Origin of the sequence: Enterococcus sp. AZ126 (assembly GCF_051714545.1) — a bacterium.
Lineage (GTDB): Bacteria > Bacillota > Bacilli > Lactobacillales > Enterococcaceae > Enterococcus_L.
In genome coordinates this window covers 3,293,078-3,316,928 of sequence record NZ_JBIOSB010000001.1, presented here as the reverse complement: position 1 = coordinate 3,316,928, position 23,851 = coordinate 3,293,078, and the positions used below count along the sequence as shown (strand labels likewise).

Below are 23,851 nucleotides of genomic sequence, written 5' to 3'. Positions count from 1 at the left end.
ATATAACTTATCAAGTCATATCTAGGCTCTAATGGATAAAAAAAGGCTAACTATTATTCTTTCACTTCATATTTAAAGTTAGGATCGATTTCTTGATCTAAGCTGTCAAAAGAGGCTTGCAGTCTTCGTTCAACCTCAGCGATCCCTTCTTTATCCATTTTAGCAATATCGCTAACATCGATCGGTTCACCAAAACGAACAGTTACTCGACGACGTTTGAATAGCTCTTTTAATGTTAGTGGACCTTGGTAGACAGCTGGCACAATTTTAACTTTTGCCATTTTAGCAATCAACGCTACACCGCCTTTTAACTCAGAAGAATGACGCGTACCGCTTGGAAACATCACTAAACTCAAATCAGTATTCTTTAATGTTTTAACAGGTGTCTTAATAGCACTTGGACCTGGTTTTTCACGATCGACAGGAAAAGCATTCGCATGCTTTAAAATGAAACTTAGAAATGGATTCTTAAATAATTCCTTTTTTGCCATAAAACTAAACTTTTTTGGTGATCCGCCTACAGCTAAATATAATGGCTCCCACCAAGTTCTATGAGGCGCAACTAAAATATAATTTTCATTTTGAGGAATACGGTCTTTCTTGTCATAATGTGCATTGCCGTTGATAATAAACAAAACAACCCGAACAACACCACGCATAAATGTAAAAAACATGTTTTTCTTCCTTTCTTTTCACTGCTATAAGTATGCCGAAAACTGTTGCTTTTGACAAGTCTTTTTCACAGGTTTCTTCTAATCTTAATTGTAGTATAATATAAGGATACTATTCTGTTCCATAAAAGAGCTTTACTCTAGAATTGAAGAAAATGGGAGGTTATAATGATGATTGAATTTAAAGAATTGAATCAACAAGAAAACGACGCGAAATTGATTACGCTACTTTCTCAAAATCAAATAGAAGAAAAAAAGATTCCCGCTGAAAAAAATACCGTCTTCTCTTTAGCCCTCTATGATGATACGCTTTATATTGGTGGGGTCACAGCTAATAAGTGGATGAATACAACTCATATTTCTTTACTAGCTGTCGCTAAAAATTATCGTGGTAAAGGATACGGCTCACAACTGTTCAAAAAAGCCGAAACATTTGCTATCGAATCGGGTTCTGAACTCATAACCGTTCACACTCAAGACTATCAAGCAAAAGCATTTTATGAAAAATACGGTTATCACGTTTTTGGACAATTAAAAGATACCCCGTTTAGCGGCACTACAAAGTATTATTTAGTAAAACGAATTTAAACTGAAAAAGTTAAAGGAATGAATCTTACATGTTATTACCAGATGAGCGAATCGATCAATTATACGCAGATGATATTCAAATCATACAAAGTAAAGAAGTGTTTTCTTTCTCCATCGATGCTGTTTTATTAGCAAACTTTCCGATTTTCCCCAAAAAAGGCACGATTGTTGACCTTTGTGCTGGAAATGGAGCAGTCGGCTTATTTGCCAGCCGAAAAACTAAAGCTAAAATCACACAAATTGAATTACAAGAGCGGTTGGCTGATATGGGGAAAAGAAGCATCCAGTTAAATCAGCTAGAGGATCAAATGGCCATGTTTGAATTAGATCTAAAAAAAGCAACGACGATCATCAAACCAGATTCGGTTGATTTAGTCTTATGTAATCCGCCTTACTTTAAAGAGCTACCAACAAGTCAAAAAAATCCAAATCCACATCTAGCAATCGCCCGGCATGAACTTCATACGACGCTGCCAGAAGTAATTGAAGTATCAGCAAAACTTTTAAAAACAAATGGTCGGCTAGCAATGGTTCATCGTCCTGATCGGTTTTTAGACATATTGCAAGCCATGGAATCAGCAAATATTGCACCAAAGAAAGTGCGTTTTATTTATCCTAAAGCCGGAAAAGAAGCAAATACGTTATTGATCGAAGGAATCAAACAAGGCAAGAAAGATGGTTTTCGTGTATTGTCCCCCTTATTCACTTATGATGAACAAAATAACTATTCATCAGAAATGAAGGCGATGTTGTATGGAAACTAATCATTATTTTTATGTCCTTTATTGCAAAGATAATACATTTTATGGAGGATATACCACAGATCCTGAACGACGTTTAACTGAACACAACAGCGGTACTGGAGCAAAATATACAAGACTTCCGTCACGTTTACCTGCAAAAATGATCCATGTTGAAAAATTCAGCAGTCGCAGTGATGCTACAAAAGCAGAATATGCCTTTAAAAAATTAACAAGGAAACATAAAATCGATTATTTAAAAAAGCGGGATGTTCCAGAATGGACCTGATAATTCGAAAATTCAGGAATGCTGATGCTCATAAAATCGTGCGACTTTTAAACAAAAATCTTTTAGAAGTAAATAGTAACGATGATCCAATCAACTAAATGAAAAACAGATTGCTGAATTTACTTCTAAAATAGTGACTGTACATGGTTTTTTTGTATTAAAAAAGAGGCAAACTAAAATAGTTTTACCTCTCTGTTTTTATTCGATTATCTCTGCACCTAAGCTTTGTTTGAAATGATTCAACGCCCATTCATGTCCGATTGGATCAAAACTTGCAACTGCCTGTTTATAAATAATGATTTTATAACCTAAATTGTAAGCATCAACAGCCGTGTGTAACACACAAATATCGGTACAAACACCTACTAAATGCACCTCTGTAATACCTCTTTCACGTAGACGAATATCTAAATCAGTCCCACTAAAAGCTGAATAATGGCGTTTATCGATCCAATAAACTGTAGCTTGTTTACGTGTTTCTTCATAAACATCTGCAAGTTTCCCGTAAAGATTTCGCCCAGTCGTTCCCACAATATTGTGAGGTGGAAATAAATCATTCTCTGGATGGTAAGGATCATTTGTATCATGGGAATCAATCGCGTAAACCACAAAATCTTTATTTTCAGTGAATGTTTTTGTGACTTCCACTAACGCTTCCTCAATAGCTTGACCCGCACTACCCGTTGTTAAAGCAGCCTTCGTTTCCACAAAATCATTTGTGTAATCGATTGAAATCAACGCTCTCATTCTAGGTCCTCCATTTCAACTATAAGATAGATTAAACCAGATGCTCTACAAAATTAATCACCATTTGTGCAGATTTTTCTCCAGCTTCTTCAATAAATTCATCAAATGTTTGAGAAGCTTCATGGTCTGCTGTATCACTGATTGCTCTAACTACTAAAAATGGGATATTAAATTGAGCCGCTGCTTGCGCAATTGCCGCACCTTCCATTTCACAAGCCAATGCTTCTGGAAATTCCGTAATGATTTCTTTGACTTTTTTCTGATCGTTGACAAAAGAATCGCCTGTTACGATCAATCCGTTATGAATCGACATTCCTGTTTTATCTGCTGCTTTTTTCATTTCAATTTTTAAGTAGTCACTTGATTCAAAATACAATGGCATCCCCGGTACTTGTCCCAATTGATAGCCAAATCCAGTAACGTCCACATCAAAATAAGCTAATTTGTCCGCGATGACTAAATCACCTACAGCTAAACCTTGGCCAATACCGCCTGCAGAACCTGTATTAATTACCATATTAACACCATATTGATGAATCAAAATAGTCGTCGTAACGGCTGATAAAACTTTACCAATACCAGAACGAACAACAATCACTTCATGACGTCCTAAAGATCCAGACACAAATACTGCCCCAGCCTTTTCCCAAGATCGAGTATCCGATAATTTTTCTTTTAAAATTTTTACTTCTTGATCCATAGCGCCGATAATTCCAATTTTCATTGTGATTTCCTCTTTTCTATAAATTCAATACTATAAATATAACAATAGCTAGCAAAATTCCCACAACAATGATCGCTTTAGTTAATGTGTTGCTGCGTTCACGGATTTTTGTTTGCTCATTTGAACGAGATTTTGTAACTTCCTTTTGCTTTTTATGCTCTTTACGATAGAAGTTAGATATTTCTTTTTCTTTTTTACGGTACTCTTTATCAGCTTCTTTTTGTTCCTGCTCAAATAATCTTTGTGCTTCTTTGTCAGCTTCTTCTTTTCGTCTCCGTAATTCTGTCCGAGTGACTAGCGGACCTTTACTCATTGTTTATCCTCCTTCAGCAGCCTTTTTAATTGCTGCAGTTCCCAAAATTGCACGGCAAAAATCGTTTTTGCATCACAAATTAATCCACTAGTGATTTCAGCCTTCGCTTCCTCTAGTGTTAATGTATATAATTCTAAAACTTCATCGTCATCTTGAGGACGAGGATTAGGAACTTTTTCTAAATCTTCGGCATAATAAACATGAAGTAGTTCATCAGCGAATCCAGGAGAAACATACATAGAAGTTACAAAGGTCAATTTATTTGCTCGAAAACCAGTCTCTTCTTCTAACTCTCTTTCTGCTGTCTCTTTTGGGTAGTCATGTTCACCAGGATCGATTTTTCCAGCAGGAATTTCTAAAAGAACTTTCTCCATTGGCTTTCTAAATTGCTTGACCATAATTATTTTATTATCCGCAGTAATCGGAATGACCGCAACAGCTCCTGAATGGAAAACTAATTCACGTGTGCTAGTTTCACCATTTGGCAAACGTACTTCATCTACGACAACCTCAATGATCTGCCCTTTAAATATTTCTTTTCTGGAAATCGTCTTCTCCTCAAACTCTTCAAAGTTCATCATGTCCTTCACCAATCTTTCTATGGATATAATACCTCAATTTTGAAATTTTATCACTTATCATTCTTTTTGTGAATCCTTTGTTCGCTATATTCAGGTGTTTTCTGCTCTTATTAACAATTAATTAAGTATTACCATAATTTTTCTACCTCAATTAATTATATCAGTCTATAAAATTTGTACCAGTTTCATCTAATATTAACATAGGAAAAAGAGAAGCAACACTAGATTACTAGCTTTGCTTCCCCCTTCTAAAAGTAAAATCAGTTTATTTAGCTTACTTGTATATTCTTATTTTTGTAATTCAACCAGAGAGTTCATGATTTTGATCATATCATCTTTGTTATTCTCTTTTTTATCCGCCAATGTCCAACTGATGCACTGTAAATAATGATCTTTACTTTCCATCAAATCATAGATATAGAAAACTTCTACATCATCTTTGGTCGCAGTGAACATACGGCGCTCACCCTTAAGTTCATTGTATTTGATCGTTTCTTTCTTCTCATCTGTTCGTTCACCTAAGTCAGATAAATCGACTGAGTTTTTGAATGCATCAAAACTGTCAAAATCTTTTTTGGCTTCACTTAAAACCATATAATATTCTTCATTTGCAGTATTTTTCAAACTTACATCAGCATTATCACTTAATTCCTTTGTCTCTACTGACTGCCAACCATCTGTTAGTTCTACTTTAAAGTTGCCATTTTTTGTTTTGATTACTTCTATCTTGCCTTTAGCTTGATCTTTTGGTTCTTCAGTGGCCTTTGTATTTTCATCGACTGACTCACTTGTCGAAGTCGATTCTCTAGGTTCATAAAACACTTCATCGTCCCCATAAGAACTTGATTCTTCTATACTAGAACTTGTTTCCTCTATATAACTATCATCGTCATCTTCCACGACTTTACGTCCAGAACAGCCCGAAATCACCAATCCAATCAATAATATAGTAATGATTTTAAGTTTTTTCACAATGTTTCTCCTTTTAATCGTAATCATTATCTATTATTATACCCCACGTTTGTCTATTTTTCTCATATTTTTTTTGACTTTTCTGTGAAAGATTTCATTCTTTCTACATCTTAAGTAGTAAAAAACGCTATTTTCTCTTGCCATTTCTTACATTTTCTCTAAATATCAAAATCAACCTTTGGACTGATATTCTTTATTGAGTAGAATGTGCTAAAATAACTTATATAACGAAAGATAGTAACTTTCGATGAAATGAATGATTGGAGGGAATTTAAAATGAGAAAAAGAAAACTTATCAAGATAATAACTTACTTAATTTTAGCAGGTATCGTTCTGCGTTTTATTACCGGTGTCCATATACCAGCAGTTGCGGTGGTTCTTTTGATTCTTATAGTCCTGATTTTCACTGGTTCAAAGAAAAAAGCTGAGAAAAAAGAAGAACTGCCTAATCTTACAAAGTCCAAAGAGGAACACTACGAAACGATCGGCATGACTGATCAAGAGATCATTTTTTTCCGAGATACGATGAACACTGCTAAAAAACAAATCGTCCAGCTACAAGAAAATATGAACACTTCTGCTAAATTAAGAGCGATCGATTTACGTAATGATACGTTGCGTGTATCAAAAGCTTTATTTAAAGAATTAGTCAAAGATCCAAAAAAATTACACTTGGCTAACCATTTTCTTTATACGCACTTACCAAACTTGGTAGATCTAACAAGTAAATATTTGGAAATTGACGCTCATGAAATCAAAAATAAACAAACTTATGGAAAACTGGAAGAAAGTGCTCAAATTATCGATCAAGTCTCTAAATTGATCAAAAAGGACTATGAACAGTTCGTATCAGAGGATTTAGAAGATTTAGATGTTGAGATATCCGTTGCTAAAAATAGTTTAAAAAGAGATAATGATAGTAGTCAAAATAAAGAGGAATAGATTTGCTTAAAAACATAGTGATTAAAATGAGCTGATGTTGAAAAGAACTGATGAGAGCATTACACCCCGTCTTACTCTCATCGGTTCTTGAGAGTATAAACTCGATAGATGTAAAATAGAAATTGAACAAACTCTTTCAGCTTTTAATCGTATCTAGCTTCAAGAGCAAGCCTCTCGGGTAAAAGATAAAAAATAACTGAGGTTAAAAAGCACCTCAATCATTTTTTTCTATTTTCCCATCGAGGCTGACCAAGCTCTTTCAGCTTTTAAATTTAGGAGGAATTATAATGGAAAATGAGCCAAAAGATATAACGCCAGTAAATGACACGCTGGATGATTTGTTGAATAACCCGTTTTCAACGCCTATCGATTCGTTGACAACAACACAAAAAAGTGAAATTTCTGCTTTGCAGGATAAGCAAGTCGCTGACCGTTTAGTGGATAAATTGCCTGCAGATAGACAAGCACAAGCTCGAGAACTTGCTTCAAAGATCGATGTTCAAGATTCGCAAGCTGTTATTACATACGGTTCAGCTGCCCAAACGAAATTAAGTGAATTTTCTCAATCAATGTTAAACCATGTACAAGCACAAGATATTGGTCCTGTTGGTGATTCATTAACTGACCTTATGTTCCGTTTAAGTGAAGCGAATCCTGATCAACTTAGAGCAGGTGAAGGGAATTTCTTTTCAAAAATGCTTGGAAAAGTAAAGCAATCAGTTTTTGAAATCACTGCGAAATATCAAAAAATCGGTGCCCAAATCGATAAAATTTCGATAAAATTGGATCATGAAAAAAATGGTCTTTTGAAAGACAATTTAATGCTTGATCAGTTATATAATAAAAACAAAGACTATTTTGATGCATTGAATATTTATATTGCCGCAGGAGAGTTGAAGATGGAAGAACTTCAAACAACTATCATCCCCGAAGCGATGAAAAAAGCCGAAGAATCTGGCGATCAAATGGATGTTCAAATAGCGAATGATTATACACAATTTTTAGATCGCTTAGACAAAAGAACCCATGACTTACGTTTAGCTCGTCAAATCACGATTCAACAAGCACCGCAAATCCGTTTGATTCAAAATACGAATCAGGCGTTAGCAGAAAAAATTCAAGCATCAATCAACACAGCCATTCCACTATGGAAAAACCAAGTCGTGATCGCCTTGACTTTATTACGACAAAAAGATGCTGTTACAGCACAACGTCAAGTATCTGAAACAACAAATGATTTATTAAAGAAAAATTCAGAAATGCTTAAAATCTCTGCAATCGAAACTGCTAAAGAAAATGAACGCGGAATCGTGGATATCGACACATTACAAAAAACTCAAAATGATTTAGTTGAAACAATACAAGAAACCTTGCGAATCCAGCAAGAAGGTAAAGAAAAACGTCGTGCTGCTGAAATCGAATTAGGTAACATGGAAGAAGATTTAAAAAGCAAATTATTAGAATTAACGCAATAAAATCAATAAGAAGCAAAGTTGGGACAGAAGCGTTTATTCGGATTCCTTAAGGCTAGGATATAACTCGTAGAGTTACGTCCTAGCCTCGTTTCGTGTATTAATTTGTAATTGTCTAGAATTCTTATATACTCATAGTCAATTCTCCCTGATACAAAGGCTATTCTTTCTTAACTGAAATAATAATGCGCATGATTCTTACAAGCTATATTAAATCGATGTTCACAGTTTGGACATTTTTCATACTTTGTATACTCTAAAAACGTCATTTCATGATGACACACGCCGCAAAGTACAACTTTATCGCTTGGATTCTTTTTCGTTGGCCATGGTAAAAAATCATGAGTTTCCTGATTATTATGACAACGATAACAAGCATAATACTTTTTACAACAGTAACATTTATTAGCAATAACATCCTCTAACAAATCATAATGAATACATCTACCAAAATTATCAATAGTTAAACCAAAGATTTTTTCTATACTATCATCCCTTTTTGTTCAAAGTTTTTGATATTCTTCGAGCTAGAATAGCCGTAATAAATGCCTTGATTATATCCCCTGGAATAAATGCCAAACTAGCAATCAAACTATTTGATAATGAAACATTTGAAATCAGACTGATCCCTACTGCACCCAAAAAATCTATAAATACAACACCGAAAAGAAATGTAATGACAAAGGCAGCAAAGACTCCTTTATTGTTTGGATTAAATTTTTCGGTCATCCAACCAATCAAAAATGAAGCAAATGGATAGGCAATAAGATAACCGGCCGTAACACTGAAAAAAACCATCAGTCCACCTCGACCACCAGCTAATAATGGAAAACCTAACGCTACTAATAATAAAAACAGTACTGTAGAAATCGTTCCATTTTTTTTTCCTAGTAATAAACCACTGAGCATGAAGCCCGCATTTTGAATTACAATAGGAACCGGCAGTAACCCTATTGGAATTGGCGGAAAAAAGCCTAAAACAATAATGATACTGATCATAATAGCAATTTTTGTGATCTCTTTTGTTTTCATATTTCCCTCCCTATTAAACTATTTTTATCTATTTAAAAATACTATTTCTCCCGCCTTTTGTCAACCAATTATAAATAAAGGTTGACAAAAGGCAGTTATTCCTTAAATAAAAATAGAACTCTTTTATTTTAAAAGCTTAAATTTAGTAACTCATTACTTTTTCCAGTATCTTTGGTTGTTTTTCCTGATGAGAATGATACAATAAAGTAAAAATTACTTTTATCTAGTTTAGAGAGGATGAATAACTTGATACACTTTAATTCAAAGGAAGAAGAAAGACAATATTATGAACAACAAGCCGATGAAACGACATTTTTAAAATGGTACCATCAACAAGAACTTCCTGAATACGAAAAACCTTCTCTGACTGTAGATATTGTTTTGATGTGTTATAACAAGGAAGAAGACCAACTAAAAATACTTTTAATTAAAAGAAAAGGTCATCCTTATAGAAATTCTTGGGCCTTACCAGGTGGGTTTGTGAATAGAAATGAATCAACTGGCGAAAGTGTGCTGCGAGAGACGAAAGAAGAAACAGGCGTCTTTATCTCAAAAGAAAATATCGAGCAGCTTCACAGCTTTAGTCGACCAGACCGTGATCCACGAGGCTGGGTCGTAACGGTGAGTTATTTGGCATTTATCGGAGAAGAGCCTTTGATTGCAGGAGATGATGCTAAAGAAGTTCGCTGGTTTACAATGGAACGTGAAGATAACACTCTTTCTCTTACAAACGCTGATGTAGAAATTATTTTAGATTTAACCACCGGATCTTCGACTGGAAAAGATACCTTAGCCTTTGATCATAGTGAAATTATTTTGAAAGCTTTTAATCGAGTGGCAAACAAAATGGAGCATGATCCTCAGGTTCTTCAAGTCTTAGGAAAAGATTTTACGATTACAGAAGCCAGGAAGGTTTTTGCTAAGTTTTCTGGTATTGATTATAAAAATATTGATCATTCAAATTTTAAAAAAGCGATGCTTCATCATTTTGAAGAAATTGGAGAACGCCCTGTCGGGATCGGTCGTCCTTCGAAAATTTATCAGCTAAAATCTGAACATTCGTAATCAACAACAATATACTTAGCAAAAAGAAGGATAATAACATGGTCGTCTATTTAAGAAAAGCTGTACCAACTGATTTACCTAATATATTGCAGATCATTTCATCTGCTAGAGAACACCTCTTTAATAGTAATATTCCTCAGTGGCAACATGGAGAAGGACCTACTCAACAGATTTTAGAGCAAGATATCCTTCAAGAATACTGTTATGTATTGATTGTTGATCAAAAAATTGCAGGTTTGGGAATTATCTCAACAGATATTGAACGTCCTTATGAGGAGATTAGAAATGGTGATTGGCAACAAAGCAATCTTAGTTATGCAACAATTCACCGCGTGGCTCTTGGTTCTGATTATCAGGGTAAAGGATTAGCATTAGTTTTGATAAATCACCTTATTACCACAGCTAGGCTAAATAATTATTTAGACATCCGTATTGATACCCATCCAAAAAATAAAGCCATGTTACAGATAATAAAAAAAGCTGGTTTTACATACCAAGGCGATATTTTATTACCAAGTTCCAACGGTGAGCGAGTTGCTTATCAATTAGTATTACATTAATAAAGATATCAATTTAAAATAAGAGGAAGAACCAAAACTTAATATCAGTTTTGGTTCTTCCTCTTAAATCAACTATTTTCTTATTTTAGAATTTGTTTCGCAATAAAACTCGAATATTTTACTTGCCCATCCACATTTGGGTGGACACGGTCATCATAAAACCACTCTTCATGTTCATTACTATAATCATACCAATCTATAACGACTAAATTTTTGTATTTATTTTTCATTGTTTCGAGCATAGTATTGACTTCGTTTTGCCATCTTCTTGTTGGAACCCGAACATTAATCCAAAAGACTTTGCGTTGTGGACCAATTGCTTTCATAAATTCATCAAATTGAGCTTCAGTGAATGATCCGTTCGTCCCAAGGCCAACTAAAACATTATTTTTTAATAATTTTTCTTTATCTAATTTTTCAATAATTGGGGCACTCGTATAAAGTTGTCTACCTACTTCACCATCAACAATCATCTTTGGAAAAATCTCTTGAAGTCCTGCCGCCGCATCCAAAATAACGGAATCTCCAAATGCTGTTATTTCCATTTCTTGTGCTTTCTTAACTTCTTGCGCAGTTAAATCAAAATTTGCTTCTGGCTTTGGTGCTGGTTGTTTGGTAGAATCTTGCGTTTCCCCTTCATTTTTAGCTTTTTCTTCCTCTTTTCTCTGCTCTGCTTTCTTTTTATTCGCTTCAATATTTTTTTGCAGCTGTTGCTGGTCAGCGGTCACTTCATTAGAAGGGGCAATCGCTAGGGCGAACAATGCAAAGCAAGATAACACAACACTGATCAACGCGGTCATTTTAGGAACTGTAAACCAAGGTTTTCGGAAAAAATCTTTGATGGCTAACCACGTATATTTATAATAAAATTTGCCTAGTGGTTTTTCAATAAAACGATATGATAATTCGCTGATTCCCAAAATCAAGGCAATCTCTATCAAGGAGTGTATATAAACATGATCACTGAGATTTTTGATTTTAGCTTCATAAAAAATCATAATTGGAAATTGATACAAATAAATGCCGTAACTTCTTTTACCTATCCATTTAAACACAGGATTCGTCAACCAATTGTTTAGATCAGCTCCTGGATGAGCAGTGACTGCAACTAATACCGTTGCAAAAATACTAACAATAAACATGCCTCCGTAATATACAAAAGCTAGATGATCGGATAAGGATACGAATGAAAGCAGTAAGACCACTAAAGAAAAAATTCCTATACCGTTCAGTAATTTTTTTGCTTTTATCGGGATTTCTTCTTTCAAGCGGAAGCTCGGCCAAACAAAAGCCAATGCACTTCCCATTAAGATCGAAAATAGTCGTGTATCTGTTCCATAATAAACCCTCGTTGGATCTGCTCCTGGAGTATATAACACTGCCATTAAAATTCCTGATCCAACAGCTAGTCCCATAACTAGTCCAAAAATTTTGCCGCTATTTTTAACATACTTTTTAAGAACAATAAATAACAAAGGCCAAATCAAATAATTCTGTGCTTCAACAGCTAATGACCAGATATGAGTAAATGGAGACTGCGTTGTAAAACGATCAAAATAAGAAAAACCTCTAAAAATCTGCCACCAGTTATTATAGTAAAATACACTACTGGCGACTACACTGCGTAAATTATTTAATAAATCTCTTTGAAAGAGCACTATATAAGCTGATGACGTAATCAGCATGGCAAGCAATCCCGGATAGAGTCGTTTCATCCGACGAATGTAAAAACCTTTAACGTCGATTGTTTCAGTTTTAAGCCATTCTTGTCTAAGTAAATCAGTAATCAGATAGCCAGAAACTGCAAAAAAAATAGGGACACCTAAATAGCCCCCACGCATTGTGTTAGGGAACAAGTGATACAGAATCACGCCAACAACTGCAATTGTTCGAATCCCATCGAACCCAGTAATATAACGGCGATTTACTGTCCTTTTATTATTATTCATTTATATTCCAACTTTACTAGTATTCTTTTTTTTTATTTCGTGTAATTTTTAACAAAGATGTCATGATAGTTAAAAACATTGATTATAGAAAAAATATGTGATGTTTAATTAAAAAGTAGTCAATTGAAGGAAACCAATTTCTATCTGGCTCATGATCTTTGACAGTCGTAGTTTTTGACTGATTTAACGTAGCAAATTAAATATACGTTCTTTCTTAGTAAATGGCAAGAACTCTTACTCTGTTTCTCTATTTTTTTAAGTAAATTTTAGATAATTTTAACGTATGTTTTGATGGCTTTTCTTTAACTTCTATGAAACCACTATTTTTAAGTTTTTAAAAAGCTAACATAACAATACGAACATCGAAATTTATATTATTTTAGTCCACTTTTAGTTTGTCTTAATGGGCTTGATTTTAAAGACAATTATTCTTTTTCTAGATAGTAATGCAGATTCTCCTTAAACTTGTTAATAAAAAAAGAAGCTAGAACATAACTCTACGAGTTATATCCTAGCCTGAAAAAATTGATGGATCGTTCAAAAAAACTCTATTTAAATAAGATTAAACAAGCAATGCATATAATGATGGATTATCACTAAGATCAATATAATTTGGATCAAAAGATGCCATTTTATTTAATAAATTCGATAATTCATTTTTGTCTTTCAATAGAATTCCTAAAACGACTGGTCCTGTTCCACGATTGACTTTTTTAGTATATTCAAAACGAGTGATATCATCATTTGGTCCTAAAATATCTGTTACAAATTCTCTTAAGGCTCCTGGCCGTTGCGGGAAATTAATCACAAAATAATGTTTTAATCCTTCAAAAATCAATGAACGTTCTTCGATTTCTTCCATACGGTTGATATCATTATTGCCACCACTGATGATGCAAACTACATTTTTTCCTTTTATGTCTTCCTTGATTAACTCTAAAGCAGAAACACTTAAGGCTCCAGCTGGCTCAACAACGATTGCTTGTTTAGTGTAGAGCTCTAGAATCGTTGAACAAACCTGTCCTTCGTCTACTGCCAGCAACTCATCTACATACTCAAGTGCATGTTCATAAGTTAAGTCTCCAACTTGTTTGACTGCTGCCCCATCTACAAATTTTTCAACACTATCTAGCATGACTGGTTTTCCTTCATTAAAAGCAGCACGCATTGATTGAGCCCCAAGTGGCTCCACACCTATGACGGCCGTAGTTGGACTAACGCTTTTTGTATAAGTTGAAACGCCACCAACTAAACCTCCACCGCCAATTGCCGCTAATAAATAATCTATTTGAAATTCAGACTCTTTTGCTTCTTGAAATACTTCTACCGCTACCGTTCCTTGTCCTGCCATAATATTTAAATCGTTGAAAGGATCTATAAAAGCTTGATTATTGGCTCTGGCATATTCTTTAGCGGCTTTAGCTGAAGCATCGAAAGTATCACCGATTAATTGAACCGATACTTCATCTCCGCCAAAAAATTTTACTTGAGAGATTTTTTGTTGTGGTGTCGTTGTCGGCATAAAGATTGTTGCAGACACTTTCATTTCATGGCAAGTATACGCTACTCCTTGAGCATGATTTCCTGCGCTGGCACAGACAACTCCGTTTTTCAGCATATTGTGAGGCGTTTGCTTAATTGCATAGTAGGCCCCTCTTAATTTGAATGAACGAACTTTCTGTAAATCTTCTCTTTTTAAATAAACATTGCATTGGTATTTTTGCGATAGGTACATATCATACTGCAATGGTGTTTTGGTTACTACGTCTTTCAGCACATCGAATGCGTTCTCTATATTTTCTTTTGTTAATTCTACCAAATTTTCCTCACCCTTTATTATTATGTAAAAGGTTGAGAAAAAAATTTCTCAACCTCTTTTTTTCGTTTAGTCTTCTTTTGATACGAAAGGCATCATTTTACGTAACTCTGCTCCAACTTTTTCAATTGGATGTCCAGCATTGTCTTTACGCATTTGGTTGAATTCTTTAAAGCCATTTTTATTATCATCGATAAAGCCTTTAGCAAACTTGCCATTTTGGATATCTGTAAGAACTTCTTTCATGTTCGCTTTTGTTTCAGCAGTCACAACACGAGGACCTGAAACGTAATCACCATATTCAGCAGTATTTGAGATTGAGTTACGCATTTTTTCAAATCCTCCCTCATAAATAAGATCAACAATCAATTTCAATTCGTGACATACTTCAAAGTAAGCTAATTCTGGTTGGTAGCCAGCTTCTGTTAAGGTTTCAAAACCTGCTTCAATCAAGCTAGTCAAACCACCACATAGTACTGCCTGTTCACCAAATAAATCTGTTTCAGTCTCTTCTTTAAATGTTGTTTCTAATACCCCAACACGGGTTGCGCCAATTCCTTTGGCATAAGATAATGCTACATCACTCGCTTTGCCTGTTGCATCTTGATATACTGCAAATAATGCTGGCACTGCAAATCCTTCTGTAAAGGTACGACGAACAAGATGTCCTGGTCCTTTAGGAGCAACTAAGAAAACATCCACATCTTTTGGTGGGTTGATTACATCAAAATGAATATTAAAGCCGTGACCAAATGCTAACGCATTGCCTGCTTCTAAATTAGGTGCAATCTCTTTGTCATAAAGATCTCCTTGGATTTCATCCGGAGCCAAAATCATGACTACATCTGCTTTTTTAGATGCTTCTTCAACTGATAATACATCAAAGCCATCGTTCTTGGCCGCTTCTGCTGATTTTCCTTCACGAATCCCGATGATCACTTGGTTTCCATTGTCTCTTAAGTTTTGTGCATGTGCATGCCCTTGTGAACCGTAGCCAATGATTGCGATTGTTTTTCCTTGTAACTGATTGTTTTCTACTGAGTTATCATAATATACTTTTGCCATTGTTAAACCCTCCAAATTTTTTATGCTTATAAGCGTATGCTTTAAGACCTGTTTTTAGTTGTTGCCTCTGGTAAATCCAGTGACGCCTGTTCGTGCTAATTGCTTAATGCCGTATGGTGCCACGACATCGACGAAGGCACTGATTTTTTCACTAGTTCCTGTGACTTGAATCACCACTGAGCGAGTACCGACATCGATAACATTTGCTCTAAATGGATCGATCACTGAAAATAATTCTGCTCGTGTAGCAGCTGGAGCATTGACTTTCACTAACGCTAACTCTCTTTCTAAATGAGGTTCATCCGTAATATCTGAAACTTTTATCACATCGATCTGCTTGTTTAATTGTTTAGTCACTTGTTCGCTTTCATTTAAGTCTGCTACTTGAACAATGATCGTGATTCTTGAAACCGCCTCTAATTCCGTTGGTCCCACTGAAATACTATCGATATTGACCTGTCTTCGTGTCAAAACGCCACTAAAGCGATTTAAGACACCAGAATTATTATTGACTGTAGCTGTAATGATTCGTCTCATTTTAGTCCACCCCCAGCATTTGATAGTTTGCTTTGCCCGCGGGAACCATTGGTAATACATGTTCTGTTGGCGAAACCATGACTTCTATCAACAACGGGCCAGTTTCTTTAAATGCTTCTGTTAAATCAGCTTCAACGGTCTCCGGATCATCTATTCGAATCCCTTTAATATGATAGGCTTCTGCCATTTTGACAAAGTCTGGTTGCGTTTCAAAAACGGATTCTGAACGGCGCTGGTTAAAGAAACTTTCTTGCCATTGACGCACCATTCCTAATGATTGATTATTCAAAATCACGATTTTGATTGGAATATTGTATACATTTAAAATGGCTAATTCTTGGTTCGTCATCTGGAATCCGCCATCCCCTACAAAAAGGACGACCTCTTTGTTTGGACAACCTAGTTTTGCGCCAATGGCCGCAGGTACACCGTAGCCCATCGTTCCAAGACCGCCACTTGTAATAAGTTGTTTCTCATTTTTAAATGGATAAAACTGAGCAGTCCACATTTGATGCTGCCCTACATCGGTTGCAACAATCGCATCGCCATTTGTCAATTCACCAATAAATTCAATCACTTTTTGTGGCTTGATTTCAGCTATTTGTTCTCTATTGTATTTGAATGGATGTCGTTTTTTTCTTGAAAGATTTAATTTTTTCCAATCTGTACGTTCTGTACACTCTACATCGTTTTTTAGCATTTCTTTTAAGGTTTCTTTAGCATCCGCCACGATTGGAATCTGTGTATCAATGATTTTCCCGATTTCTGCTGGATCTACATCGATATGTGCAATCACAGCATTTGAAGCAAATTCTTTTGGAGCACTAGCTAACCGATCATCAAAACGAGAGCCTATATTGATCAACAGATCGCAATCGGTCAAGGCCATATTAGCAGCAAAAGAACCGTGCATTCCACCCATGCCTAAGAATAATTCATTTTCTGTTGGAACTGCTCCTAGACCAAGCAAGGTACTTAGCGCAGGTACTTGATATTTATTGATAAATTCTATTAGTTCTTTACTGGCATCTGCATGGAGAACTCCTGCACCGACTAATACCAATGGTTTTTTTGCACTAGCCAAGGCTTCCATTAATTTTTTCACTTGAAGCTTATTTGGTTTTATCGTCGGTTGATAACTTGGTAAATTTAGTTTTATCTCATCCTCTGTAGCTGCTTCCATTATGGTTATATCTTTTGGCAAATCGATCACAACAGGACCTTTTCTTCCTGTTGTTGCAATATGAAAAGCTTCTTCGATGATTCTAGGCAATTCTTTGGTCTCTCGAACTTGGTAATTATTTTTAGTAATCGGCATTGTCAGTCCAATCACATCCGCTTCTTGAAAAGCATCTTTGCCAATCCCATCAGTGACAACCTGTCCTGTAAAAATAACCATTGGGATCGAATCACTCATTGCGTCAGCAATTCCCGTAATTGCATTTGTTGCGCCAGGTCCGCTAGTTACGATCACCACACCTGGTTTGCCCGTTGCTTTGGCATATCCTTCGGCTGCATGGACAGCCCCTTGTTCATGTCTGGTTAATATATGAGGAATGTCTCCATCATATAATGCGTCATACAGAGGGAGGACCGCTCCACCTGGATATCCAAAAATCATTTCTACTTTTTGTTTTAGCAATGCATCAATCAAAATCTTTGAGCCGTTTTTCATTTTCCCCTGTTTTTCAACCATGAGCTTCCCTCCTCTAGTCTAGCAAATCTTCTGGAATCTGCATGATTCCTCCCGTGTGAGCTGAAGTTACCAATGCTGTGTAGCGAGCGAGGTATCCTGTTTTTACCTTTGCTTTGAATTTAGGTAATTGATCATTTCTTTTCGCCAACTCTTCATCAGAAACATGTAATTCTAGTGTTCGGTTTATCAAGTCGATTTCAATTTCATCACCATCGTGGACCAAGGCAATCGGACCTCCAGCCGCGGCCTCAGGAGAAATATGTCCAACAGCTATTCCACGAGTTGCTCCTGAAAAACGACCATCTGTAATCAACGCGACATCTTTTCCTAATCCCCGTCCAACAATACTAGATGTCGGTGCCAACATTTCTGGCATACCAGGACCGCCTTTTGGTCCTTCATAACGAATAACGACAACATGACCTTTTTTCACGGTATGATCATCGATCGCTGCAACAGCTTCATCATGTGAACTAAAACAAATCGCTTTTCCTACAAATTTTTTGATAGATGGATCTACCCCGCCAACTTTAATTACACTTCCTTTTGGGGCAATATTTCCATACAAAATAGATAAACCTCCAACTGGGCTATAAGGATTTTCTTTTGGATGAATAACTTTCTCATTTTTGATTACAGCATCCTGAACATTTTCACGAATTGTTTTTCCAGTAACTGTAATACGATCTGGATGAATTGCATCGCCTAAGTCAACGAGTTCTTTCATGATAGCTGGAACACCACCAGCTTCATGAACATCATGCATAGAATACTCTGAGGATGGAGCAATTTTAGATAAGTAAGGGACACGTTCAGCAATGGCATTGACTTCTTCTAGGTTATAATCGATCTCTGCTTCATTAGCAATCGCTAATGTATGCAAAACTGTATTTGTTGAGCCGCCCATCGCCATATCTAATGCAAAAGCATCGTCAATTGCTTCTTTTGTGATGATATCTCTTGGTTTCACTTGATTTTTGACCAAGTCCATCAAATGAAATGCCGATTTTCTAACTAATTCTCTACGCTCATCAGATACAGCTAAAATTGTTCCATTTCCAGGTAAAGCCATTCCCAAAACTTCCATCAAACAATTCATCGAATTTGCTGTAAACATCCCTGCACATGATCCGCAAGTCGGACATGCATTTTTTTCCATGAAGTTGAATTCTTCTTCGGTCATTTTGCCTTCTTTAAACGTACCAACCGCTTCAAACATATTCGAAAGTGTGGTTGTGTGTCCTCTTGGATCAATACCTGCTTTCATCGGACCGCCTGAACAAAAAATTGCTGGAACATTCGTTCTAACACTTGCCATTAGCATTCCTGGAGTGATTTTGTCACAGTTTGGAATGTAGAAGACACCATCGAACCAATGAGCATTGATCACGGTTTCGGCAGCATCTGCAATAACTTCTCTACTGGGCAATGAATAGCGCATACCAATATGTCCCATGGCTATCCCGTCATCAACACCGATCGTATTAAATTCGAAAGGGATTCCTCCTGCTTCGCGGATTGCTTCTTTAGCAACATCTGCTAATTCTCTCAGATGTACATGACCAGGAACAATATCAATATAAGAATTGCAAATTGCGATAAACGGTTTGTTCATATCTTTGGCATTTTTTACCTGACCGGTCGCATAAAGTAGGCTTCTAGCTGGTGCTGCTTCGATTCCTTTTTTTATTTTATCACTACGCATTTTCATTCACTCCAATTCAATTATTTACAGAAGATCACCATTTTTGATTTCTTCTGGTTCATTTTCTTATTTATTACGATTGCCTCTTTATAATACTTTCGACAAAAAAAACATCCCATCAATTGAATGGGATGCTTTAGTAAGACCCCCATTTACCAAAGACAAACAGGACTCTAACAACTGCGAAATTTCTCAGTGTTCTAAGCCCTACACGATAAAATAATGACTAATACGTGGTTGTTGTTTGTCTTGTTCATGGCAATGGTCTCCTCTTTTAAAAAATCTATAAAGATTAAAATAGCATGTGATAAATAAAAGCTTTTGTTAACTATAAACCTAATAAATGAGAATGTCAACATAATTTGATAAAAAGATTCAGAAAATTCTAAAAACGTTAGTCTTTACTTTCTTACTTAATGTTTAAGTATAATGAAATCGAATGAAAAAGACAACCCTACTAAGTAATGAAGCCAAAACCAATCTCGAAGACACAAAGATGAGTTTTCAATAAAAACAGATAAAAACTTATTTAATTTTGAAAAAATCTAACTATTTTCTACACTGATTCAAAAAATAACTATAAAAAAAAGAGCTCTCTTGAAAAATAAATCAATTTAATGAATAATTTTTGAAAATTTATCTTATAGCTGATTTTTCTTCTATTGATAACAAAGAAAAAGTAGATACTTTTATTGCACGTAAAAAAGTTGAAAATTTAATTTCTTTTCATTTTAACTAAGACAAAAAATTATCATGATAAACTGGATCAGCAATCTGGTCTACTCTATTTTCATACATTTGGTCACTGGACACATTTTTTCAGGTTCAAACAAATAGAGATAGTCCATATGTAACCTTATATCTGAATAAAAATAGTCTAAAAAAAGGCTAGGTCATAACTCTACGAGTTATATCCTAGCCTTGAGAAATCCGAATAAAGGCTTCTGTCCCAGCCTCTTTCAATTTCTTTGAAAATAATACAAAGGTTTATTGGTTAAACGTTTCATTTGTCTTTTTTTATCTTCAATAATAGAAAGTAACTCTTCAGAAAAGCTTTCTAAAATAACTCGGCCGCCTTTGTAAGTACTTCCACCCATTGAGATCACTTCATCTGGTGTTAAAATCACTTTTCTATGGGCAATTTTCTTAAAAAATTCTTCAATCAAATAGGTCGGCAAATAAAAATTATTTTGTGCCGAAAATGATTCTAAATAAATAAAATCATCAATACTGATATAACAATCATCCATCGATAGGAAATTTACAGACTTGTCTACATAGATATCTCTTTTTTGTAAAATCTCATTGATTTTTTTATTTAAAAGATTCAATGTCTCTATCTCTTTGACAAAATTTTCTAATTCTCGATAGCGTAGCGCTTTGCGTTCATCATAGGTTACGCGTAAAGCAACACCAATCGATACAATAACTGCGCCAATCAAGACACCAGTCATACCTGCTATAAAAACAACCATTCGGATTCCCTCACTCTTTTCTTTCTTGTTTTTTCAGTATACCATATTCTTTCAAGTGAACAAAAAAATATGAAAAAATTTTATTGTCCTTACTTATTTTTAATTTTTTTTATTTTTTGATTATTTACTTTCTTGAAATGTCTATATTACACATTCAATTGATTATATAATATAACATAGGGAGTTGGAGAATTTAATATGGGGAAAAAGGTTATTAAGTTAGATTTTGATGATGTAGTCATTGCAAATGAAGATGGCAGCACAACACATGCATTATATGAATGGTTTAATTTTAAGCCAGAGATTGGTGATCTCGTTGACGTATTCGAAGATGGCGATGAATTAATCATCCATAAAACAGAAAAGACTGTAAGTGCAGCAGAAAATTTACAAGATAAAATCAATATCAATATTGTTAATGAAAATAATAATACACAAACAGTTGGTGGTTATGTACAACATGGGAGAGTCGTTAATAAATGGGTTTATTTTATATTAGCATTTTTCTTAGGCTGGTTAGGTGCACATAAGTTCTATTCTGATTTCATTGGAAAAGGAATTATGTACCTAGTATTCAGTTGGACAGCAATCCCAGGAATAGTAGCATTTTTCACAACGATTATTACATTGCTTAAACCTGCAGATCAAAATGGAAATATTGTTGTAACTTCATAAAAATCGTCAATAAAGTCTTAGGATATTCTAAGGCTTTTTAATTACTTTTTTTTGCTTAGTTTAATGCATTAAAGTTGACCTTTGTTGACCAATAAAGTATACTTTTTTTAAGCATTAAGGTATGCTTTGTGATAAAATGATTTGAAGAGTTTTTTATATAGGAGGAATATACTATGAATTTAATACCAACAGTCATTGAACAATCATCTCGTGGAGAAAGAGCATATGATATTTATTCACGATTATTAAAAGATAGAATTATCATGTTAAGTGGTCCGATCGATGATAATGTAGCAAACTCAGTCATTGCCCAATTACTATTTTTGGATGCACAGGACTCTGAAAAAGATATCTATATCTATATCAACTCACCAGGAGGAAGTGTTTCTGCTGGATTAGCAATTTTTGATACAATGAATTTTGTTAAAGCGGATGTACAAACAATCGTCCTTGGTATGGCAGCTTCTATGGGAAGTTTCTTATTAACGGCTGGTACAAAAGGCAAACGTTTTGCATTACCGAATGCCGAAATTATGATCCACCAACCACTAGGTGGCGCACAAGGGCAAGCAACTGAGATTGAGATTGCAGCTAAACACATTCTTGATACACGTGATCGCTTGAATAAAATCTTAGCAGAACGCACTGGCCAACCACTTGAAGTCATTGAACGTGACACAGATCGTGATAACTTTATGACAGCTCAACAAGCAAAAGAATACGGTTTGATTGATGAAGTAATGGAAAACAGCAGTTCTTTAAGCAAATAATAAAGGCTCTTTGTCAACTAATGTTGGTGAAGAAAATCCAAAGAATTAAATCAATTATTGTAAGGCCTAGAGGAAAATACCTCTAGGTTTTTCTATTCGGCTGAAAAAGAACGTTACCAAAGCATAAAGCAATTCTCAATTTAAAGTTATAAAAGTTACGAAACCCATACGCATTTCTCTTTAACACTTTGATATGGTTGTTCAAGCATTCCAATGGGCCATTGGAATAGGATAATTCTAGAGCATGCTTAATTTCATTTTGAACTTTCTTAAAGGTAGAAAAAACTGTTTGGTAATAGACGGGAAGTCCAGAACAATCTTGTTCTAATAGCGAGTGGAATCTTGTGTAGTCTCGTGTTTGTACCGCATAAAGAACGTTCTGATAACAGGTGTAACCAGATTTTAACTCCTCATCATATGCAAGGAGTCGATCAACGAGTTCTGTTTCTGTTAAATAGGTGCGGAAAGAAGGACGCCATTGGCGTTTTTCAAAATCGAGCTTCGATTGGTTCTTTTGAAGAAGTTTCCAGTACTTCTTCAAGTGTCGATATTTTTTTGCCTCTACAGTTCCTTTCTGGAGAAACAGATTCATTCGTTGAATGCGGTGTTTTAAAAAGGTTCGTCCAATGTGTTGGACAATGTGAAAGCGATCGAGAATAATCTGAGCCATAGGAAACAATTTTTTGACGAGAGAAAAATAAGGAGCGTACATATCACAAACGATATATTTTACACGTTCACGAACAGACAAAGAGAATCGTGAAAAATAACGTTGTAAAAAGGACAATTGACGGTTTTCAATGACATCAATTAACTGCTTTGTTTGACCATCCATCATGATAAAACTCATAGAAGCAGCGACCTGTTTAACCGATTTAAATTCATCAAAACAAAGGACTTCAGGCAAGGTCAGGCGATTGATTTTTTTCGGTTCATAAAATTGTTTCAAGACGCGATAGACAGAAGAAACAGAGACCTTCTTTTGACGCGCAATCTCACTCATAGACGTGACCTTTCTTAATCGATCGGCAATAGATAGCTTCACTTTCTTAGAAATCGAACACCCTTTTTGGATCAGACTTGTTTCAGCGACGAACGTTCTTTCACAGGAATAACAGAAGAAACGGCGTTTCTTCAAGCGTAAATACGTTTGATACTCAGACACATCGTTCATTAAAATAAGACAAGTCGTATAGCCCCAACGAATAATCTTTCCTTTTTCTTTCTCTCCACAATGAAGACAGGAGTGGGCTAAATAGTCTAATGTACCAGAAAATACCTGACAAATTCGTCCCTTAATGCGTTCTTTTTCTAAAGAATTTTCAGTAAAAGTAATGTTTAAGTCTAGAATATCTAAGGTATTTTTGATAAGATTGGTGTAAGACATCTTGATTTCCTCCTTTTAATTGGTTTTAGTCGACTTAATTCTAAAGGATATCGAGATGTCTTTTCTATTATTTTGCATTA

The 23,851-nt window shown here is 35.2% G+C and carries 25 protein-coding genes; 9 read left to right on the top strand and 16 right to left on the bottom strand.

Annotation, left to right across the window (positions count from 1 at the left end; all coding sequences use genetic code 11):
• Positions 1-53 precede the first annotated feature (53 nt).
• On the bottom strand, positions 54-674 hold the full coding sequence (locus tag IGI43_RS15545; protein WP_438758688.1) for a lysophospholipid acyltransferase family protein: 621 nt from the start codon (positions 672-674) through the stop codon (positions 54-56).
• Positions 675-842: 168 nt separating this feature from the next.
• Between IGI43_RS15545 and IGI43_RS15540 the strand changes: the two genes are divergently transcribed.
• Genes IGI43_RS15540 through IGI43_RS15530 form a run of 3 tightly spaced genes read left to right on the top strand, consistent with a single transcriptional unit; the run spans position 843 to position 2,288 of the window.
• The gene (locus IGI43_RS15540) at positions 843-1,259 is read left to right on the top strand and encodes a GNAT family N-acetyltransferase (RefSeq protein WP_438758687.1); all 417 of its coding nucleotides are present in this window, start codon (positions 843-845) and stop codon (positions 1,257-1,259) included.
• Between the two features lie 29 nt (positions 1,260-1,288).
• Positions 1,289-2,023, top strand: coding sequence for a tRNA1(Val) (adenine(37)-N6)-methyltransferase (locus IGI43_RS15535; RefSeq protein ID WP_438758686.1), 735 nt, complete (start codon positions 1,289-1,291; stop codon positions 2,021-2,023).
• Positions 2,013-2,288: a GIY-YIG nuclease family protein gene (locus tag IGI43_RS15530; protein ID WP_438758685.1), complete on the top strand. Its 276-nt coding sequence runs from the start codon at positions 2,013-2,015 to the stop codon at positions 2,286-2,288. The genes IGI43_RS15535 and IGI43_RS15530 overlap by 11 nt, the downstream gene beginning before the upstream one ends.
• A 198-nt stretch (positions 2,289-2,486) precedes the next feature.
• Here the strand turns inward: IGI43_RS15530 and IGI43_RS15525 are convergent, their stop codons facing one another.
• The 5 genes from IGI43_RS15525 to IGI43_RS15505 all read right to left on the bottom strand — a co-directional run bounded on the left by IGI43_RS15525 (position 2,487) and on the right by IGI43_RS15505 (position 5,625).
• A complete protein-coding gene (locus tag IGI43_RS15525; RefSeq protein WP_438758684.1) occupies positions 2,487-3,035 on the bottom strand; it encodes a cysteine hydrolase family protein in 549 nt (182 codons plus the stop codon).
• Positions 3,036-3,066: 31 nt separating this feature from the next.
• On the bottom strand, positions 3,067-3,759 hold the full coding sequence (locus IGI43_RS15520; protein ID WP_438758683.1) for a 5'-methylthioadenosine/adenosylhomocysteine nucleosidase: 693 nt from the start codon (positions 3,757-3,759) through the stop codon (positions 3,067-3,069).
• A gap of 16 nt (positions 3,760-3,775) precedes the next feature.
• The gene (gene macP / locus IGI43_RS15515; RefSeq protein ID WP_438758682.1) at positions 3,776-4,072 is read right to left on the bottom strand and encodes a cell wall synthase accessory phosphoprotein MacP; all 297 of its coding nucleotides are present in this window, start codon (positions 4,070-4,072) and stop codon (positions 3,776-3,778) included.
• Positions 4,069-4,653, bottom strand: a complete 585-nt coding sequence (locus IGI43_RS15510; RefSeq protein WP_438758681.1) for an NUDIX domain-containing protein — start codon at positions 4,651-4,653, stop codon at positions 4,069-4,071. The genes macP and IGI43_RS15510 overlap by 4 nt, the downstream gene beginning before the upstream one ends.
• 288 nt (positions 4,654-4,941) lie before the next feature.
• On the bottom strand, positions 4,942-5,625 hold the full coding sequence (locus IGI43_RS15505) for a hypothetical protein (RefSeq protein WP_438758680.1): 684 nt from the start codon (positions 5,623-5,625) through the stop codon (positions 4,942-4,944).
• A gap of 276 nt (positions 5,626-5,901) precedes the next feature.
• Between IGI43_RS15505 and IGI43_RS15500 the strand changes: the two genes are divergently transcribed.
• On the top strand, positions 5,902-6,567 hold the full coding sequence (locus IGI43_RS15500; protein ID WP_438758679.1) for a 5-bromo-4-chloroindolyl phosphate hydrolysis family protein: 666 nt from the start codon (positions 5,902-5,904) through the stop codon (positions 6,565-6,567).
• A 287-nt stretch (positions 6,568-6,854) separates the two neighbouring features.
• A complete protein-coding gene (locus tag IGI43_RS15495) occupies positions 6,855-8,042 on the top strand; it encodes a toxic anion resistance protein (protein WP_438758678.1) in 1,188 nt (395 codons plus the stop codon).
• A 167-nt stretch (positions 8,043-8,209) separates the two neighbouring features.
• Here the strand turns inward: IGI43_RS15495 and IGI43_RS15490 are convergent, their stop codons facing one another.
• The gene (locus IGI43_RS15490; RefSeq protein WP_438758866.1) at positions 8,210-8,479 is read right to left on the bottom strand and encodes a CHY zinc finger protein; all 270 of its coding nucleotides are present in this window, start codon (positions 8,477-8,479) and stop codon (positions 8,210-8,212) included.
• A 49-nt stretch (positions 8,480-8,528) separates the two neighbouring features.
• On the bottom strand, positions 8,529-9,071 hold the full coding sequence (locus tag IGI43_RS15485) for a biotin transporter BioY (protein ID WP_438758677.1): 543 nt from the start codon (positions 9,069-9,071) through the stop codon (positions 8,529-8,531).
• Between the two features lie 246 nt (positions 9,072-9,317).
• Here IGI43_RS15485 and IGI43_RS15480 point away from each other — a divergent pair, with 246 nt between their 5' ends.
• Positions 9,318-10,136 (top strand): NUDIX domain-containing protein, encoded by an 819-nt coding sequence (locus IGI43_RS15480; RefSeq protein ID WP_438758676.1) that lies wholly within the window; start codon positions 9,318-9,320, stop codon positions 10,134-10,136.
• Between the two features lie 38 nt (positions 10,137-10,174).
• Entirely contained in the window at positions 10,175-10,696 is a 522-nt protein-coding gene (locus IGI43_RS15475) for a GNAT family N-acetyltransferase (protein ID WP_438758675.1), read from the top strand.
• 80 nt (positions 10,697-10,776) lie between these two features.
• On the opposite strand, the gene IGI43_RS15470 is transcribed toward IGI43_RS15475, so the two are convergent.
• The 7 genes from IGI43_RS15470 to IGI43_RS15440 form a co-directional block, all read right to left on the bottom strand.
• Positions 10,777-12,645, bottom strand: coding sequence for an acyltransferase family protein (locus IGI43_RS15470; protein WP_438758674.1), 1,869 nt, complete (start codon positions 12,643-12,645; stop codon positions 10,777-10,779).
• Positions 12,646-13,207: 562 nt separating this feature from the next.
• Positions 13,208-14,464 carry a threonine ammonia-lyase IlvA gene (ilvA, locus tag IGI43_RS15465; protein WP_438758673.1) on the bottom strand — a complete coding sequence of 419 codons (1,257 nt, stop codon included), beginning with the start codon at positions 14,462-14,464 and terminating at the stop codon, positions 13,208-13,210.
• Between the two features lie 66 nt (positions 14,465-14,530).
• Positions 14,531-15,526 (bottom strand): ketol-acid reductoisomerase, encoded by a 996-nt coding sequence (ilvC, locus tag IGI43_RS15460; protein ID WP_438758672.1) that lies wholly within the window; start codon positions 15,524-15,526, stop codon positions 14,531-14,533.
• 54 nt (positions 15,527-15,580) lie between these two features.
• Complete coding sequence (gene ilvN / locus IGI43_RS15455; protein WP_438758671.1) at positions 15,581-16,063, bottom strand: acetolactate synthase small subunit; 483 nt, start codon at positions 16,061-16,063, stop codon at positions 15,581-15,583.
• Between the two features lies 1 nt (position 16,064).
• A complete protein-coding gene (ilvB, locus tag IGI43_RS15450; RefSeq protein ID WP_438758670.1) occupies positions 16,065-17,759 on the bottom strand; it encodes a biosynthetic-type acetolactate synthase large subunit in 1,695 nt (564 codons plus the stop codon).
• A gap of 13 nt (positions 17,760-17,772) precedes the next feature.
• Positions 17,773-19,464, bottom strand: coding sequence for a dihydroxy-acid dehydratase (ilvD, locus tag IGI43_RS15445; protein ID WP_438758669.1), 1,692 nt, complete (start codon positions 19,462-19,464; stop codon positions 17,773-17,775).
• A gap of 959 nt (positions 19,465-20,423) precedes the next feature.
• A complete protein-coding gene (locus tag IGI43_RS15440; RefSeq protein ID WP_438758668.1) occupies positions 20,424-20,939 on the bottom strand; it encodes a hypothetical protein in 516 nt (171 codons plus the stop codon).
• Positions 20,940-21,137: 198 nt separating this feature from the next.
• Here IGI43_RS15440 and IGI43_RS15435 point away from each other — a divergent pair, with 198 nt between their 5' ends.
• Both IGI43_RS15435 and clpP read left to right on the top strand, forming a co-directional pair.
• Positions 21,138-21,614, top strand: a complete 477-nt coding sequence (locus tag IGI43_RS15435) for a TM2 domain-containing protein (protein ID WP_438758667.1) — start codon at positions 21,138-21,140, stop codon at positions 21,612-21,614.
• Positions 21,615-21,787: 173 nt separating this feature from the next.
• The gene (gene clpP / locus IGI43_RS15430) at positions 21,788-22,384 is read left to right on the top strand and encodes an ATP-dependent Clp endopeptidase proteolytic subunit ClpP (protein ID WP_010760682.1); all 597 of its coding nucleotides are present in this window, start codon (positions 21,788-21,790) and stop codon (positions 22,382-22,384) included.
• An 82-nt stretch (positions 22,385-22,466) separates the two neighbouring features.
• On the opposite strand, the gene IGI43_RS15425 is transcribed toward clpP, so the two are convergent.
• Positions 22,467-23,771 carry an ISL3 family transposase gene (locus IGI43_RS15425; RefSeq protein WP_438755906.1) on the bottom strand — a complete coding sequence of 435 codons (1,305 nt, stop codon included), beginning with the start codon at positions 23,769-23,771 and terminating at the stop codon, positions 22,467-22,469.
• Positions 23,772-23,851: the final 80 nt, after the last annotated feature.

Excerpts from the sequence above, each read along its gene's own strand:
- ilvC (WP_438758672.1), bottom strand. The coding sequence starts at position 15,526 with ATGGCAAAAGTATATTATGATAACTCAGTAGAAAACAATCAGTTACAA.
- IGI43_RS15470 (WP_438758674.1), bottom strand. The coding sequence starts at position 12,645 with ATGAATAATAATAAAAGGACAGTAAATCGCCGTTATATTACTGGGTTC.
- IGI43_RS15535 (WP_438758686.1), top strand. The coding sequence starts at position 1,289 with ATGTTATTACCAGATGAGCGAATCGATCAATTATACGCAGATGATATT.
- IGI43_RS15475 (WP_438758675.1), top strand. The coding sequence starts at position 10,175 with ATGGTCGTCTATTTAAGAAAAGCTGTACCAACTGATTTACCTAATATA.
- IGI43_RS15530 (WP_438758685.1), top strand. The coding sequence starts at position 2,013 with ATGGAAACTAATCATTATTTTTATGTCCTTTATTGCAAAGATAATACA.
- ilvB (WP_438758670.1), bottom strand. The coding sequence starts at position 17,759 with ATGGTTGAAAAACAGGGGAAAATGAAAAACGGCTCAAAGATTTTGATT.
- ilvN (WP_438758671.1), bottom strand. The coding sequence starts at position 16,063 with ATGAGACGAATCATTACAGCTACAGTCAATAATAATTCTGGTGTCTTA.
- clpP (WP_010760682.1), top strand. The coding sequence starts at position 21,788 with ATGAATTTAATACCAACAGTCATTGAACAATCATCTCGTGGAGAAAGA.
- IGI43_RS15440 (WP_438758668.1), bottom strand. The coding sequence starts at position 20,939 with ATGGTTGTTTTTATAGCAGGTATGACTGGTGTCTTGATTGGCGCAGTT.
- IGI43_RS15495 (WP_438758678.1), top strand. The coding sequence starts at position 6,855 with ATGGAAAATGAGCCAAAAGATATAACGCCAGTAAATGACACGCTGGAT.
- IGI43_RS15500 (WP_438758679.1), top strand. The coding sequence starts at position 5,902 with ATGAGAAAAAGAAAACTTATCAAGATAATAACTTACTTAATTTTAGCA.
- macP (WP_438758682.1), bottom strand. The coding sequence starts at position 4,072 with ATGAGTAAAGGTCCGCTAGTCACTCGGACAGAATTACGGAGACGAAAA.
- IGI43_RS15435 (WP_438758667.1), top strand. The coding sequence starts at position 21,138 with ATGGGGAAAAAGGTTATTAAGTTAGATTTTGATGATGTAGTCATTGCA.
- IGI43_RS15510 (WP_438758681.1), bottom strand. The coding sequence starts at position 4,653 with ATGATGAACTTTGAAGAGTTTGAGGAGAAGACGATTTCCAGAAAAGAA.
- IGI43_RS15425 (WP_438755906.1), bottom strand. The coding sequence starts at position 23,771 with ATGTCTTACACCAATCTTATCAAAAATACCTTAGATATTCTAGACTTA.
- IGI43_RS15545 (WP_438758688.1), bottom strand. The coding sequence starts at position 674 with ATGTTTTTTACATTTATGCGTGGTGTTGTTCGGGTTGTTTTGTTTATT.
- IGI43_RS15525 (WP_438758684.1), bottom strand. The coding sequence starts at position 3,035 with ATGAGAGCGTTGATTTCAATCGATTACACAAATGATTTTGTGGAAACG.
- IGI43_RS15485 (WP_438758677.1), bottom strand. The coding sequence starts at position 9,071 with ATGAAAACAAAAGAGATCACAAAAATTGCTATTATGATCAGTATCATT.
- ilvD (WP_438758669.1), bottom strand. The coding sequence starts at position 19,464 with ATGCGTAGTGATAAAATAAAAAAAGGAATCGAAGCAGCACCAGCTAGA.
- IGI43_RS15520 (WP_438758683.1), bottom strand. The coding sequence starts at position 3,759 with ATGAAAATTGGAATTATCGGCGCTATGGATCAAGAAGTAAAAATTTTA.
- IGI43_RS15540 (WP_438758687.1), top strand. The coding sequence starts at position 843 with ATGATTGAATTTAAAGAATTGAATCAACAAGAAAACGACGCGAAATTG.